The sequence below is a fragment of the Ahniella affigens genome, from assembly GCF_003015185.1.
GTDB lineage: Bacteria > Pseudomonadota > Gammaproteobacteria > Xanthomonadales > Ahniellaceae > Ahniella > Ahniella affigens.
Window position 1 is genome coordinate 1543668 of record NZ_CP027860.1, and the last position, 15178, is coordinate 1558845.

Sequence of the window (15178 nt, forward strand, 5' to 3'; positions counted from 1 at the left end):
ATGCCACTAGACCCGAACGCCCCAGAGTGGGCGAAGCAACTGGCGCTGGCCTACGAGAGTGGCGCCAGCGGTGTGTTTGCGCTGGCCGGAAATGTGGCTGACCGCTTTCCGCGGCACGGCCGGCTGTTGGGGCTGGTCGATTACCTCGATGCCGAGTTGCTGTCGGCATTTCCCGAGGTGTTCGTCTACGATCCGGGCAATGGGCTCGCAGCGCAGCGCAGTACGGAGCTGTTTCAGAAATGGCCGGGCGCCAAGCAACTCGGCAGTGATTCGCGTGAACCGCGCATCGCGATTGATCTGATCTCGCGCTATTTGCGCTATCGCGCCAATCTGGCCAAGTTGGGCCGAGATGCCGCGAACCCCGTGGCGCTGTTGCTGCGAGGCGCCGATCAAGTGCTGCCGGCCGGCCGTCATGGCGAGTTTGAGCTGGCGAGCCTGGTCAGTCTGGTGCGCGACTGGGCGTCGGAATCACCGTTCACCGAGCTGCCGTTTGCCTGCTTTTTGCTGGCCGACCAACTCTCTGATCTGCATCCGATGCTGGCGCAGCATCCGCGCGTCAACAAGGTTCGTGTGCCATTGCCCGATGTGCCGGTGATTGAGCAGGCGCTGGCGCAGTTCCGCGTGGACTTTCCGGCTGCTTTTGCGGTAGATGCCGAACCCGGCGTGGCCGCCCAGCTGGCCGGCGTAAGCGTGAGCGCACTGCAGGCGCAGGTGAAGATGGCGGCGCACGAAAAGCGGCCGCTGCAGCGCGCCGACTGGGTGCGCGCGAAGAAGCGCCTGATCGAATCCGATGCCAGTGATTTGGTGGAGTTTGTCGAGTCGGGCAAATCGCTCGATCAGTATCACGCGCAAGAGGCGCTCAAAACGTGGCTGCGTCAGGATATTCAGCTCTGGCATGCAGGCGATCTGAAGGCCATGCCGATGGGCTACATTTTCTGTGGCCCGGTCGGCACCGGCAAAACGTTTCTGGTGGAATGCCTGGCCGGCGAGGCGGGCGTGCCGGTGCTCAAGCTGAAGAATTTTCGCGATCGCTGGGTCGGATCGAGCGAAGGCAATCTGGAAAAGATCTTTCGCCTGATCCGAGCATTGGGCCGATGCATCGTGTTTATTGATGAGGCCGACCAGAGCCTCGGCAAGCGCGATGCGGGCTCGGGCGACAGCGGCCTGTCGGGTCGACTGTATTCGATGCTCGCGCAGGAAATGAGTCAGACCGCGAACCGGGGCAAAGTGCTCTGGATTCTGGCGTCGTCGCGGCCGGATCTGATCGAGGTGGATTTGAAGCGACCGGGTCGCATCGACGTGAAGATTCCACTTCTGCCAACGAGCACTGTTGCCGAGAGCGCCGCTTTGCTCTCCGCATTGCTGAAACGTCTTGAGCTCGGCATCGATCCGGCCGCCATGGTGGGGCTCGATCTGCCCGTGCTGCTCACCCCGGGCGCTGCCGAAGCGCTTGCGGTGAAAATCTATCGGCGCGTGCGCACCAACAACGAAGCGGTCCTGGACGCGTTGAAAGCCAGCCTGGCCGGGTATCAACCGCCGGTGCCCATTGATGTGCTGCATCACCAGATGCGCATCGCGATCCGCGAGGCCACCGATCAGCAGTTTGTGCCCGAGGCGTTTCGCTTCCTGGCCGAATCCGGAGACCGTGCCCCATGAAGTATTGGTGGGCGGCGTTCAATGCCCGGCCGTTTGGCATGCCGATTCCGCCGAACTGGTTCGGATTGGCAGCATTCGGCATGCTCGGCGCGTTCATTCATCCCGGACTTTGGCTGATTGGTGCGGGTTTGGAGCTCGCCTATCTGAAATTCCTGTCGGGCGCCGCGCGATTTCGAAAAACCGTCGATGCCACGTCCGGCAAGGCCGAGACCGAGGTCGATCCGCAGGACACACGTTACGACAACATGCTCGCGGCCTTGAACTTTCGCGATCGGCAGAAGCACCAGTCCATCGAGGCTATTGCCCGCGACATTCTGAGCACTCTCGAAAAGACGCCGTTGTTCGAAAGCCAGGGCGACAGCGTCGAGCAGCTCGTCTGGCTGCACCTGCGTTTGCTGAGCGCGCGGGCAGCACTTATTCGAGTCGGCGACAACGCGCGCGTTGAGCGCGATTCGCTGATTCAACAACACCAGAAGCTCGACCAGCGCTTGCAAGATGAGAGTTTGAGCCCTGAGCTTCGGCGTAGCCTGGAGCAACAGCAACTGGTGATCGGCCAACGCCAGCAGGCGCATGCCGATGCCGCCAGACGCCTGGAGCAGGTTGATGCCGAACTCGTGCGCGTCGATCACCAGATGGCATTGATCCGCGAGCAGACCTTGTTGGCGAGCGACGACGGCAGCGCCGGCGCGTCGCTCAATGCGCTCAGTGCCTCGTTCAACGATACCCAGCGTTGGCTCAGCAGCCAGCGTGATTTGTTTGATGCATTCGAGTCCGGACTGGGCCAGAAGCTGCCAAAGCGCGTGCTGGCCCGCCGTTCCAATCCGCAGTCGGAAGGAGAAACCTGATGCAAGCCATGTTCAATCGATCGCACGTCCGCGGTGGCAGTTCCGGCACCGCCATCACTCTGATTCTGGTGATTGGTCTCCTGGCGCTGGGGGCTTGGCTGATGATGCGCAAGGACACCAGTGCCGAGCAGGCCAAACAGGTAGGCGCGCAATTTGGCGCTGAGGTGGTGCAGAAGGCGACCGTACCCGACGGCGACGCGCCGACGCCGATCGAGCCGGTAGAAGGTCTTCCGCAACTCGAAGCCGCGGCAACCTATCAGCCGCAGGGCAATGTGATCGATGTCGATATCAGCGACTATGCCGGCTACGCGGGCCTGGTTGCTGCGAACGGCGGACTGGCGCCGAATGCTGATTCATTCTTTGCGAAGAACTACGGCTTTCAAGTGCGGCTGACCTTGAGCGAGAGCGAGAGCTGGTCGAAGCTCAACAATGGCCGGGTCGCTGCGTCCGTCACGACAACGGACGTGCTCGCTGCGCTGGGTCGGCAGTTCGAGGTCGTCGTGCCCGCCCAGATGGCGTTTTCGCGCGGTGCGGACATGGTAGTGGTCGACTCGGGCATCAGCAGCATCAATCAACTGCAGGGCAAGATTCTCGCCGCGACGCAGTTCAATGAGAGCGATTTCTTTATCCGTTATCTGGCGTCCGAGGCGAATGTGCCCGTCAAAGTGCTGCGTGATCTGGATGCCGTGCCGGCCAGCAACGAACTCGGCTTGGTGTTCTACGAGGACAACGATGTCGCGTGCGACGCCTACGAACATGAACTCAATGCCGGGCATCGCCTGAACGGCTGTATTGGTTGGTCGCCGCGCACGGACGAAGTCATCGAAGCCTCAGGCGGCAACGCCAAGATGTTGGTGTCGAACCGCAATCTGCTGATCATTGCCGACCTGTTGGTCGTCAACAAAGGCTTTGCGAAGGCGAAGCCAGAGTGGACGCTCGGCTTGGTGCATGGCTTGATGGAAGGCAACCGCCGCGTGCGCGACAACCCGGCGAGCGAAGTGCCGGCGATTGCCAAGGCATTTGGATGGACCGAAGACGAGACGCGCGATGAGTTGTCGAAAGTGCATCTGTCGAATGTGCCCGAGAACCAAGCGTTCTTCAGCGGCACGATCGACGCCGCCGGTTCGTTCAACGGCATCTTCCAGAGCTCGGTGCTGTCGTATGGCAAATTGATCAAGAACCCAGCTGATCCAGCGCGGTTTGTCGATCTCGCTTATCTCGATCAGTTGAAGAAGAAGCCGGAGTTTGCCAGCCAAAGTATTGCGATTGCGCCGATCAAGACCCGCGATGGCGCGTCGCTCGAAGGTGATGCGCTCCTGAGCAAGGACATTCGCTTCTTCTTTGAACCGAATTCAGCAACGCTGGATCGTGAAGCGACCGAGAATCAAGGCTATCTGGATTCCATCAAGGGTTTCCTGCAAGTCAGCCCCGGCTCGATCGTCGTGCTGCGTGGTCATGTGGACAACGCCAAGATGGCCGACTTCGAGCGTGAAGGCGGGCAGGCGCTGGTGCGCTCGATGGCGCTGAAGGCGATGGAACTCTCGCGGCAACGCTCACAGTCCGTGAAAGACGCGCTGCTGAAAAAGTACCCGAATCTCAGCGCGGATCGCATCGAAGTGGTTGGACGCGGTTGGGAAGAGCCTGCCGGCAAAGACAGCGATTTGAATCGCCGCGTTGAGGTGCAGTGGTTTACGTTGGAGTGAGCGGTTTGGCGCTCATCAACCATCGCCCAGACCATCGTTTTTGTTGTTCCGGCGAAATAGATCGTGTGAATGCGTCGGGGCAGGACGGTATTCGCTGCTTCCACATAGTCTCTGTGTGACTGAACGAACATCAATCTCACCCCGGATCAAGTCCGGGGGGACGAAAGGTGGATTGGGATTCCTTTGGGAAATGGCTCCTTTCCAGCGTCTGGAGAGCCGATTTTGCCTCGATGGACACGCTCGCGATTCGTCGCCCCGGACTTGATCCGGGGCGAGGTTCGGGCCCGCGGCAGGCTGACCAATCGCGCGCTGACCCCCTTTCGTTCTGTGTCTCTGTGTGACTGAGCGAACATCAAACTCACCCCGGATCAAGTCCGGGGTGACGAGAGGTAGATTGGGAATCCTTGGGAAACTGCTTCTTCCTGGTTTGACGAGCTTGCAATCTAGTCGCTTATTATTTGGCGCTCAGACGCTCAGACGCTCAGACGCTCACGCGCTCATTCGCGCGAATCTGATGCCGCTGCCTCCGGCTCACCCCGGCCAATCAACGCATCCGACTTGGCATAGGCGTGCTTCAATTCATCGCTCGCCGTATCCAGCTTGCCCAACTGTTCGTTGAGCTTCACGAGCGAGCATCGGACTTTGTCGCGGACTTGGCGCAGTTGGCTGATTGATGCGGTATGGATGTGATCGCGAATCCACAGACGGTGTTGCAGGATCAGGCGCAATGCCTGCTGGACGCCGGCTTCACTGTTCAGCGTATTGCGAGCGCTTTCGGTGATGTCGGCGGGGAGACGGCCGAGCAGGGCTTCGAGGTCGCGCATGCGGACGCGGGTTTCGAGCACGCGCGCTTCGAGGGTATCGGCGTCGTCCAGTAATTGGCGGAGAATCGCCTCCCGACGTACGGCTCGCAATCCCATGAACACCATACCGAGCACCAGGACGGTCAGCACAACGATGATGATTAATTCAGTTTTCATGGTGGTTTGGCCCTGTCTGAATGGTCTCGCGCCGGCCACTCCGGAGCGCACGGCAAGCCGCCGGATAGGGGTGCCGTGGGCGCCGGACCGGTTGGGCTCGCCGTGCAATCATAGACCGGGCGGGGTGGATTCGCCTGTCGTCGGTGTCGCAAATCGGGCGGCGGCGCCCGGGATCAGCTGGATCTGAACAGCAAATCAATGATTTGGTTGACGAATCAGCCATACATCCGTACCATGCGCGCCCTTATGTCCAACGGTTTTCCTGATTCGGTCGATGTGTGGCGCATGGTTAATGCGTCGCGCAGCTACGAGGGTACCCTGGCTGTGGCGTCCCTGACCCGTCTGAGCAGCAGCTTGGCCGAGGCTCGGGGCAAGTTGGAAGTAGAGATCGAATTCGGTCGGGATGCCCTGACCGTACCCTTTCTGCATCTAAAGGTCCGCGGCCAAATGCCCCTGACTTGCCAGCGCTCGCTGGAAGTGTTTGATTGGCCGTTGGCCATTGACACTCGACTCGGGTTGATTCGGCGGGAAGAAGACGAGGCGGCCTTGCCGCCCGGGTTCGAACCGCTGCTGGTCCATGGCGATGGCGAGATGATTCTGGCCGACGTCATTGAAGACGAGGTGATCCTGGCGCTGCCATTGGTGCCAAGAAAGCCGGATCTTGCCGGTACGGACGAGTGGACCTGGTCCAGCGACGCCGAACGCGCGCCGGTGGTTGCCGAGTCGAAGCCAAACCCCTTTGCGGCACTGGCACAACTAAAGCCAAAGCCGAAGCAATAATCGTTCAGGAGCAACATCATGGCAGTTCAAAAGAGTCGAGTGACCCCTTCCCGTCGCGGCCAGCGTCGTTCGCACAGCGCCCTCAGCGCGTCGCAGATCGCCACCGACAAGCAGACGGGCGAAGAGCATCGCCGTCACCACGTGACCAAAGACGGTTTCTACCGTGGCAAGCAGGTCATCGCGAGCAAGAGCAAGTCTGAGGAGTAATCCCGTCCCGGCCCGGATTGATCCGGACGGATGGGTCCAAGCCGCCTCTCGCGGTCGCTGCCAATCGGCATTGAGCCGCTTGCAAGTCAGCGCTCATTGCGCAAGAGTCGGGCGCTTCGGTGCTTGATTTAAGCGGACCAGCCAAGGTCTGCAGCGACTTCGGACAGGTTTGGAGTCCCCTTTGATTCAACGAACCGACGCGCACACGTCGGTTCGTTTTGCTTTTGTGGAGCGAAGCCATGGCGTTTTCCCGCATTATCGGTACGGGCAGCTATCTGCCTGACAAGATGCTGACCAACGACGATCTGGCCAAGATTGTCGAGACCAGCGACGAATGGATTCGTGAGCGCACCGGCATTCGCCAACGCCATATGGCGGTCGAAGGCCAGACCACGGGCGATCTCGCTTACGAGGCGGCCATCCGGGCGCTCGACGCTGCCGGCGTGAAACCGGAAGAACTCGACCTGATCGTGCTCGGCACGACGACGCCCGACATCATTTTTCCGAGCACTGCCTGTCTGCTTCAGCATCGCCTCGGCGCGAATGGCTGTGCAGCATTCGACGTCAACGCGGCGTGCTCCGGCTTCGTTTATGCCTTGGGCGTGGCCGACAAATTCGTCAAGACCGGCGCCGCCAAAAAGGCGCTCGTGGTCGGGGCCGAAACGCTTACGCGCATGCTGGACTGGAATGATCGCGGTACCTGCGTGTTGTTCGGCGATGGCGCGGGCGCCGTCGTGCTCACGGCCGATGACGAGACTGGCATTCTGTCGACCCATTTGCACGCAGACGGCGGTTACAAGCATCTGCTGTACAATCCGGTCGGTGTCTCCAGCGGATTCAAGCAGAATGAGCCGAACTGCGGCGTGCGTGTGCTGATGACTGGCAACGAGGTGTTCAAGGTTGCGGTCAAAACCCTCGATGCCGTCGTGGAAGAAACCCTGTCGGCCAACGGGCTCGACAAGAGCAGCATTGACTGGCTGATTCCGCACCAGGCCAACCTGCGCATCATTCAGGCTACGGCCAAGCGCTTGGACATGCCGATGGACCGGGTGATCGTGACCGTCGATCGGCACGGCAACACGTCGTCGGCCTCGGTGCCGCTGGCGTTGGACGAGGCGATCCGTTCGGGTCGCGTCAAGCGCGGCGAACTGCTGTTGCTGGAAGCCTTCGGTGGCGGCTTCACCTGGGGCTCGGCGCTCCTGCGCTACTGATCAATTGACCCCAGCGGGCGCCTTCGGTGCCTGCTGGGGGCGCGCCGATTGACGCATCGGCGCCAAGCCGGTGCGCTGAGCGCGGCTTACATTGCAAATGACTTTGGGAGACTCGGGATGAGCCAATCTTTCGCCTTTGTATTTCCGGGCCAAGGCTCGCAGCGTGTCGGCATGCTCGCCGATTTCGCTCTGCAGCACGCACTGATCCGGCAAACGTTTGATGAAGCCTCGGCCGGTTGCGGCCTGGATCTCTGGACCTTGAGCCAGGACGGCCCAGACACCGAATTGAATCGCACCGAAGTCACGCAGCCCGCGTTGCTGGCGGCGAGCGTGGCGTTATGGCGACTCTGGACCACCCGCTCGGGCGCCAAGCCGAGCTTGCTCGCCGGCCACAGCCTGGGCGAGTACAGCGCCTTGGTGGCGGCCGAAGCGTTGTCGTTGGCCGACGCCGCCAAACTCGTGCGCGATCGTGGTCGCCTGATGCAAGAAGCGGTACCCGCCGGTACGGGCGGTATGGCGGCCGTGCTGATGGCCGATGATGCCTTGATTGCCGAAGCCTGCCGTGATGCCGCGCAGGGCGACGTGGTGCAGCCGGCCAATTTCAATGCACCGGGCCAAACCGTGATCTCAGGATCCGCCGCCGCAGTCGAGCGCGCAATGGCCTTGCTGACGGAGCGCGGTGTCAAGAAGATCGTCAAGCTGGCGGTGTCGGTGCCGTCGCACAGTTTGCTCATGAAGCCCGCCGCTGAGGCGCTCGCGCCGACCCTGCGCGGCCTCAACTGGCAGTTGCCGACGATCCCCGTCGTGCAGAACGCCGACGCTCGGGCCCACAACAGCCTGGATGCGATTCAGGATGCGTTGATTCGGCAGCTCTACGCGCCGGTCCGCTGGACTGAGTGCGTCCAGCAGATCGCCGGCCAGGGTGTGAGTCGATTTGCCGAGTGCGGTCCGGAGAAAGTGTTAACGGGCTTGTTCAAGCGCATCGACAAGAGCCTTGAAGCGCGCGCGTTGTCAGTACTTGCTGATTTCGAAACCTGTTTCAATGAATGGAGTGCAGCATGAGCCTCGATCTGAACGGAGAAGTGGCGCTGGTCACCGGCGCGAGCCGCGGTATTGGCGCGGCGATTGCCGATACCTTGGCCAGGCACGGTGCGAAGGTCATTGGCACGGCCACCTCGCAAGCGGGTGCGGACGCGATCAGCGCGCGCATGGAAGCACTCGGTGGTGTTGGGCGCGTCCTCGACGTCGGCCAGAGCGAATCGGTCGACGCACTGATCGATTCGCTCACGAAGGAATTCGGCGCGCCGACGATTCTCGTCAACAATGCCGGCATCACGCGCGATGGGCTCCTGATGCGCATGAAGGACGAAGACTGGGACGCGATCTTGAACACGAACCTGAGCTCGATCTATCGCACGAGCAAAGCCGTGATGCGCGGTATGATGAAGGCCCGCAAGGGCCGCATCATCAGCATTGCGTCGGTGATTGGTGTGATGGGTAATGTCGGCCAGTCGAACTATGCGGCCGCAAAGGCCGGCATCATTGGCTTCTCTAAGTCATTGGCCAAGGAAATCGGCAGCCGCAATATCACCGTCAATGTCGTCGCACCGGGTTTCATCGAAACCGACATGACGAAAGGCATGAACGACGACATGAAGAAGGCGATGTTCGAGCGCATTGCACTGGGTCGCTTTGGGCAGGTCGATGACATCGCGAATGCCGTACTGTTCCTGGCGTCGCCCATGGCCGCGTATGTCACGGGCGAGACCATTCATGTGAACGGCGGCATGCACATGGTGTAAGGCCCGAGCCCGCCCGGCAGGACCCCGGATCACCTGGTCTCGGCGGGCCAACCAGAGGCGCGTGCTACGAACGTGATCCTGGAAGCCGCGAAGCGGGTTCCGGGATCCAGGGCATTCGTGCTGTGCCCCAAAACCGATCGATCCACCTATGGCGTACATCCGGCTATCATCGCCGCATGCGCGTGCTGATGCCCCTGCCGTCCACCGACTTCGATCCCACTGAGTCCTCAGTGCCGTTCGTTCGGCTATCCGAAGCGGGCCACCAGATGATTGTTGCGACGCCAGATGGTCGCCCGGCCGCTGCTGACGAACGCATGCTAAGTGGTCGCGGCCTTGGTCCTTGGAAGCCGATGCTGCGTGCCGATACGAATGCCCGCAACGCCTACGCACGGATGGAACAACACCCTGCGTTCCGACAGCCGATTCGCTGGGCGGATGCGGGGTCGGATCAGTTTGATGCGTTGCTGCTTCCGGGTGGCCACGCACCCGGCATGCGCCCATACCTGGAGTCCGAACACCTCCAGGATATCGCCTCGTCAATGCTGCAAACGGGCAAGCCAGTCGCTGCAGTCTGCCACGGCGTGCTGGTGCTGGCCCGCGCCGAACGGCGCCATCGTGGCCGGGTGATCGCTGATCGGCAACTCACTGCATTGACCATGGCGCAGGAATGGTCGGCGTTGCTCCTCACGATCTGGTGGCTCGGCACGTACTACCGCACGTATCCCATCAGCGTGCAGCGCGAGGTCAGCAAGACGCTGACCCAGGGCGGCCGCTTCTTGACTGGCCCGTTTGCCTTGCTGCGGGATGCACCGGGGAAACTCAATCGCGGCTTTGTGGTGCGTGACCGCAACCTGCTCACCGCGCGCTGGCCGGGCGACGTGCACCGGATGGCCGAGACCTTCGTGCAGATGCTCGAAGAGGCCAAAGCCCGTGCTTGAATCGAACCCGTCTAGCGGTCGAGCGCTGCAGCGAGCGGTTGATTGAGGCACTATTGTGGGCTCCGAGCAAACCATTCGAGACAAGTGAAACGGCACCATGATTTTTGATTTGCATTGTGGCACCGCGCCACTATTGATCAGCTGCCCCCATGCAGGGACCGAAATTCCGGCTGACATTGCCGATCGCATGCTGCCAGCGGCGCTTGATACGCCGGACACCGACTGGTTCGTCGATCGCCTATATGCGTTTGCCAAGCGGCTCGGCGCCTCGATGATTGTGCCGCGTTATTCGCGCTATGTGATCGACCTGAATCGGGCACCCGACGGCCACGCGCTATACCCGGGGCAGCGCGAAACCGGCTTGGTGCCGAGTATCAGTTTTGCCGACCAAGACCTGTATCGCGACGGCCATGTGCCCGATGCCACCGACATCGCGAATCGCGTCACGCAATACTGGCGCCCGTATCACCAAGCCATTGCCGATGAGCTTCAGCGCCTGAAGCAACACCATGCGCAAGTCGCACTGTGGGATGCCCATTCGATTTTGTCGGAAGTGCCGATGTTCTTCAGCGGTCGCTTGCCCGATCTGAATCTTGGCACGGCGAGCAGCACGAGTTGCGCGATTGAATTGGAGCTCGCGCTCGAAGAAGCCATGGCGCGCCAGGACCAGTTCACCTGGATTGCCAATGGCCGCTTCAAAGGCGGCTACATTACGCGGCATTTCGGAAAACCGGAGCAGGGGATTCACGCGATTCAAATGGAAATGGCGCAGCGCTGCTATATGGACGAAGCGCCGCCACGTTGGAATGATGAGAAGGCGCTGCGCGCGCAACAGATATTGGAGCGCCTGTTGACGACGCTCCTGGAACGGCTCGACCCGAGTTGCTAGGTCGGGTCTGCATCAGTCCATCCTGGACTTTCAGACCCGCAATGAGTTCGGCGCGTGTCCGGACTCATTGCTCCAGAATCAAGCGCTGACGCACTTGATTCTGGGCGAACCATCCTTGGCTCGCGTCGCCTTTGAACGTGTTCAGAGGCTCGCTTATCAGGCCTGTCGGCGCAGTCCGTAAAACGGAATCTCGATGCGCACGGTAAACCCGTTCTGCTCGTACAGATCGATGGCGCGCTTGTTCTGGGCGGCGACGTGCAAGAATGGTTGTTGCCCTTTGGCCAGCAAATCCAAAGTCAGCCAAGCAAAGAGATGACGCGCGAGCCCGCGGCCGGTGAATTCCGGATGCGTGCAGACCGCACTCAGCTCCCGGTGCGCCGGTGTGCCCATACGTTCGCCAATCATGGCTGCGAGGCGGCCGCGTTCGTAGATGCCAAAGTAGCGCCCGAGGCGCATCGTTTCCGATCGAAAATAGTGGGGATACACCAACGCCGTGAGCTCACGAACGTCGCGTTTGTGATGGGGCTCGGTCAACGCTTGAATCGCAAGTTCCCGATCCAGTTTAGGTGGCTCGACGCAGTGCATCTGCAGCAAATCGCCCAGATAGTCGGTCAACCAACCCGTTGGTGCCGAGATCGTCTGACCCAACAAGAAGACTTCATCCTGCGCATCGACCAATGCCTCGAGTTCCGCTGCACTGGCGTGCTCACCAGGAGGCAGCGCAATGAATGGCCCTATCTCTTTTGGGTAGCGACGTGCCGGCCCTGCGGCGAGCGCCAGCGGCGCATGCAGGGTACTCAATGAGGACCAGACGGGGACGTCGAGTGGGTGCAAGGGCGGCTCGTCGCGAGGTGTTCTGGAATGTATCGCATGCATGCCGGGCGACTGCAAGTCCTGGGCGGGTCCATGCTGATCCTGCCCAGGATGGTGTCGGGTTGGTGTCAGGCTAGTGCTCTCAACGTCTCGCTCGGGGGGGCAGACAAGGTCTTTCGCGTGCTGAACCAACCCGCGGCGACGACCAGCAACACCGCAGCGAGCAACGTCAAGCCGCTCGTGCTGTAGTCCGGTTGCCAGTCCAGATCGAATACGCCTTTGGCAATCGACCCGGCGATGCCATTGGCCGCGAGCACCGCGACGCTGCCGGCAATCAGGCCGATGACCAGAAACTCAGACACTTGGGCGAGCCGGACTTGCCCGCGGCGCGCGCCCATCACACGCAGCAAACTGCCTTCGCGAAGACGTTCGTCCTGGGTGGCATGAATCGCAGCGACCAACACAAGCACACCCGCTGCCAGCGTGAACAGAAAGACCCATTCGACAATCTCGGTGACCTGTGCCGCGATGCGGGTGACCTGCTCCAGAATCGCACCGACATCGATGACGGTCAGGTTGGGGAAACGCTGCACAAGTGCATTGATGCTTGCCGTCTGTTCGGGCGCTACGCGGGCGGTGGTGATGTAGCTCGCGGTGATATTTTTCAGCGTGCCGGGCGAGCCCAGCACGAAGAAGTTCGGCCGAAAGCTCTCCCATTTGACGGTCCGCAAGCTGGTGATGGGCGCTTCGACGATCTGCCCACCCAAGTCGAACCGCACGCGATCGCCCAACTTCCAACCGAGCAACTCGGCGAAGCTGGCCTCGACCGACCATTGCGGCGAATCCGCTTCGGCAGCAGTCCAAACTTTGCCGGCGACCACGTTGTTGTCGGCCGCCAATTCGGCGAGCGCAGTGAGGTTGAACTCGCGCTCGGCGAGGCGTTTGGCCCGATCACCGCGATCGGCATAGCTGTCGCCAGTGACAACGGTGTCGTTGACCGACACGAGACGGCCGCGCACCACGGGATACAACTGCAAGGTGCCCAAGCCCTCGGCCGACGCGAAGTCGCGGAGCGCGTCCGTCTGATCCTGCTGAATGTTGATAATGAAGCGGTTGGGCGCGTTGTCGGGAATCAGTTGTTGCCAACGACCCAACAAGTCCGTGCGGACCAAGGTCAGCAGGAGTAGCACGGTCAGCCCCAGACCCAATGCGGCCACTTGCGCCATGCTCGACGTGGCCCGTCGGCTGATATTGGCGAGACCAAACCGGGCAGCACCGCGAAGGCGTCCACGGAACCGTCCCAACACCCAGATCATGCTGGCCGATAACAACGTCAGCGCGAGGAATGCCACGATCAAGCCGCCAAGCAGACTACTGGCGAGCGCGGCCGATTGCGCTTTCCACCACAGCAACCCGAGCAGTCCCGCGAGACCCAATCCGCCGGTGACCCAAGCGCTGACTTCGGTCGCAGGCAGATCGCGGCGCAGCACACGGAGCGCCGGGACGCGGCGGAGCGCCAGCACCGGCGGCAACACAAACGCAATCAACACGGTCAGTCCAACGGCTGCCGCGAACCATGCCGGCGCGAACCCAGCTGCGGGTGTTTCAACGCCGAGAATCTTCTCCAACTGCATCACGGCCAACGCCTGCACACCGTAGGCGGCAACCAGGGCGATGGTGATCGCAAGTGCCGCCAGCGCACTCATGCTGATGCCATGCAGGCTGGCGATCTGCGCCTGACGCGCGCCGAGGCAACGCAGTACGGCCGCGTGATCCAGATGACGCTCGCTGTACTGACGCGCGGCCATGGCGATGGCAACACTGGCCAGCACGACGCTGATCAACGCCGCCAGTCCGAGAAATCGATCCGCACGATCGAGCGCGGTGCGCAACTCTGGACGGGCATCGCTCGCGGTTTCGAGCCGTTGGCCGCGACCGAGTTGCGGCTTGACCGCCTCGGTAAACGATCGTACGTCACTGGCGGCACCCGCCAGGACCCAGCGGTAATTGATGCGCGCGCCGGGCTGTACCAAACCGCTCGCGTTGAGGTCGGCGATGCTGATGAATGCGCGCGGGGCGGTGTTGAAATAGTCCATGGCCGCGTCGGGTTCTTCGAGCACGATCCCGCTGACCCGCAGATTCAAACTACCAACCGCCAAGGTGCTGCCGAGATCGGCGCCGAGTGCGCTGACGCCCGAGCGACTCAACCACACCTCGCCAGCGGCCGGTCCGCCACGACGCTGCGGCTCAATGCCCGCTGCCGTCTGCAAGCGGTAGTAACCGCGCAACGGAAACGCGCCATCGAGCGCGCGCAAGTCGCTGAGCCGCATGTCGTCGCCCACGCGCAACATGCTCATCGTGTTCCAGACTTCAGCCTGCTCCAGCCCTTTGCCCAAGGCTTTCAGGTTGTCTGGAATCGGGGTGTCGGCGCGCAGCACCGCGTCGCCACCGAGCAGCCGGTTGGATTCCAGCGCCAGCGCATTTTGGGCACGGTCGGTAATGAACGACACCGTTGCGACCGAAAACACGGCGAGCACTAGTGCTGCGAGCAGCACACGTGCCTCCCCGGAGTTCAGATCACGGCGGAACTGTCTGAGCCCCAGCGCCAGAAGGTCGCGAACGCGCATCAATGGCTCCCGTCCAGGCGACCGCCATCCAGGCGAAGTCGCAAATTGCAGCGCGCCGCCAGCTTTTCGTCATGGGTCACCAGCACGAGCGTGGTACCGCGTTCTCGGTTCAGATCGAACAGCAGATCTGCGACGACCTTGCCGGTGGCGGTATCGAGGTTGCCGGTGGGCTCGTCGGCGAACAGGATTCGGGGCTCGCGGACAAACGCGCGCGCGATAGCAACACGTTGCTGCTCACCGCCCGAGAGCTGGCGCGGGTAATGATCCAGGCGATCACCCAGACCAACACGCTTCAGGACTGCCGCTGCTTGCGTGCTGGCACTGCGGATGCCGGCCAATTCCAAGGGCAGCATCACGTTTTCGTGCGCAGTTAACGCGGGGAGCAACTGGAAGCTCTGAAAGACAAACCCCACCAGCTCGTTGCGGAGTGCGGCCCGTGCGTCCTCATCGAGGCCAGAGAGCGGGCGCTCATCCAGCCACACTTCGCCCTCGCTCGCGAGGTCCAGACCAGCGAGCAGCCCAAGCAGTGTGGACTTGCCCGAGCCGGATGCGCCGATAATGGCGACGGTTTCGCCCCTTGGGATGCTGAAGCTGACGTCGCTCAGAATCACCAGCTCGCGCTCCGCCAGGCGGACCCGCCGTCCCAATCGCTGCGTGCGGACCATGGGCCTGGCCGGGATTGGATGTGGTTCGTTCACGATCGGCGTGGCAAGCTGGGCCATTGCAG

At 61.8% G+C, this 15178-nt stretch carries 14 protein-coding genes; 10 read left to right on the plus strand and 4 right to left on the minus strand.

Annotation, left to right across the window (positions count from 1 at the left end):
• From C7S18_RS05840 to C7S18_RS05850, 3 genes are read left to right on the plus strand one after another with little or no spacing between them, the layout of a single operon-like run.
• Nucleotides 1-1656 carry an AAA family ATPase gene (locus C7S18_RS05840; protein WP_106890675.1) on the plus strand — a complete coding sequence of 552 codons (1656 nt, stop codon included), beginning with the start codon at nt 1-3 and terminating at the stop codon, nt 1654-1656.
• The gene (locus C7S18_RS05845) at nt 1653-2501 is read left to right on the plus strand and encodes a hypothetical protein (protein ID WP_106890676.1); all 849 of its coding nucleotides are present in this window, start codon (nt 1653-1655) and stop codon (nt 2499-2501) included. Before C7S18_RS05840 ends, C7S18_RS05845 begins: the two co-directional genes overlap by 4 nt.
• A complete protein-coding gene (locus C7S18_RS05850; RefSeq protein ID WP_106890677.1) occupies nt 2501-4204 on the plus strand; it encodes a phosphate ABC transporter substrate-binding/OmpA family protein in 1704 nt (567 codons plus the stop codon). The genes C7S18_RS05845 and C7S18_RS05850 overlap by 1 nt, the downstream gene beginning before the upstream one ends.
• Before the next feature lie 497 nt (nt 4205-4701).
• Here the strand turns inward: C7S18_RS05850 and C7S18_RS05855 are convergent, their stop codons facing one another.
• Nucleotides 4702-5184, minus strand: coding sequence for a hypothetical protein (locus C7S18_RS05855; RefSeq protein WP_106890678.1), 483 nt, complete (start codon nt 5182-5184; stop codon nt 4702-4704).
• Nucleotides 5185-5430: 246 nt separating this feature from the next.
• Between C7S18_RS05855 and C7S18_RS05860 the strand changes: the two genes are divergently transcribed.
• The 7 genes from C7S18_RS05860 (at nt 5431) to hutG (ending at nt 11011) form a co-directional block, all read left to right on the plus strand.
• A complete protein-coding gene (locus C7S18_RS05860; protein ID WP_240623987.1) occupies nt 5431-5964 on the plus strand; it encodes a YceD family protein in 534 nt (177 codons plus the stop codon).
• Nucleotides 5965-5982: 18 nt separating this feature from the next.
• Nucleotides 5983-6171 carry a 50S ribosomal protein L32 gene (rpmF, locus tag C7S18_RS05865; protein ID WP_106890679.1) on the plus strand — a complete coding sequence of 63 codons (189 nt, stop codon included), beginning with the start codon at nt 5983-5985 and terminating at the stop codon, nt 6169-6171.
• 239 nt (nt 6172-6410) lie between these two features.
• Complete coding sequence (locus tag C7S18_RS05870) at nt 6411-7382, plus strand: beta-ketoacyl-ACP synthase III (protein ID WP_106890680.1); 972 nt, start codon at nt 6411-6413, stop codon at nt 7380-7382.
• A 117-nt stretch (nt 7383-7499) separates the two neighbouring features.
• Nucleotides 7500-8444, plus strand: coding sequence for an ACP S-malonyltransferase (gene fabD / locus C7S18_RS05875; protein WP_106890681.1), 945 nt, complete (start codon nt 7500-7502; stop codon nt 8442-8444).
• Nucleotides 8441-9184 (plus strand): 3-oxoacyl-ACP reductase FabG, encoded by a 744-nt coding sequence (gene fabG / locus C7S18_RS05880; protein WP_106890682.1) that lies wholly within the window; start codon nt 8441-8443, stop codon nt 9182-9184. Before fabD ends, fabG begins: the two co-directional genes overlap by 4 nt.
• Nucleotides 9185-9372: 188 nt before the next feature.
• A complete protein-coding gene (locus C7S18_RS05885) occupies nt 9373-10122 on the plus strand; it encodes a type 1 glutamine amidotransferase domain-containing protein (RefSeq protein WP_206207982.1) in 750 nt (249 codons plus the stop codon).
• A 97-nt stretch (nt 10123-10219) separates the two neighbouring features.
• Nucleotides 10220-11011, plus strand: a complete 792-nt coding sequence (gene hutG / locus C7S18_RS05890) for an N-formylglutamate deformylase (RefSeq protein WP_106890684.1) — start codon at nt 10220-10222, stop codon at nt 11009-11011.
• Between the two features lie 156 nt (nt 11012-11167).
• On the opposite strand, the gene C7S18_RS05895 is transcribed toward hutG, so the two are convergent.
• The 3 genes from C7S18_RS05895 to C7S18_RS05905 all read right to left on the minus strand — a co-directional run bounded on the left by C7S18_RS05895 (nt 11168) and on the right by C7S18_RS05905 (nt 15173).
• Entirely contained in the window at nt 11168-11845 is a 678-nt protein-coding gene (locus C7S18_RS05895; RefSeq protein ID WP_240623988.1) for a GNAT family N-acetyltransferase, read from the minus strand.
• Between the two features lie 107 nt (nt 11846-11952).
• Nucleotides 11953-14451: an ABC transporter permease gene (locus C7S18_RS05900; RefSeq protein WP_106890686.1), complete on the minus strand. Its 2499-nt coding sequence runs from the start codon at nt 14449-14451 to the stop codon at nt 11953-11955.
• Complete coding sequence (locus tag C7S18_RS05905) at nt 14451-15173, minus strand: ABC transporter ATP-binding protein (RefSeq protein ID WP_425481117.1); 723 nt, start codon at nt 15171-15173, stop codon at nt 14451-14453. Before C7S18_RS05905 ends, C7S18_RS05900 begins: the two co-directional genes overlap by 1 nt.
• Nucleotides 15174-15178 lie beyond the last annotated feature (5 nt).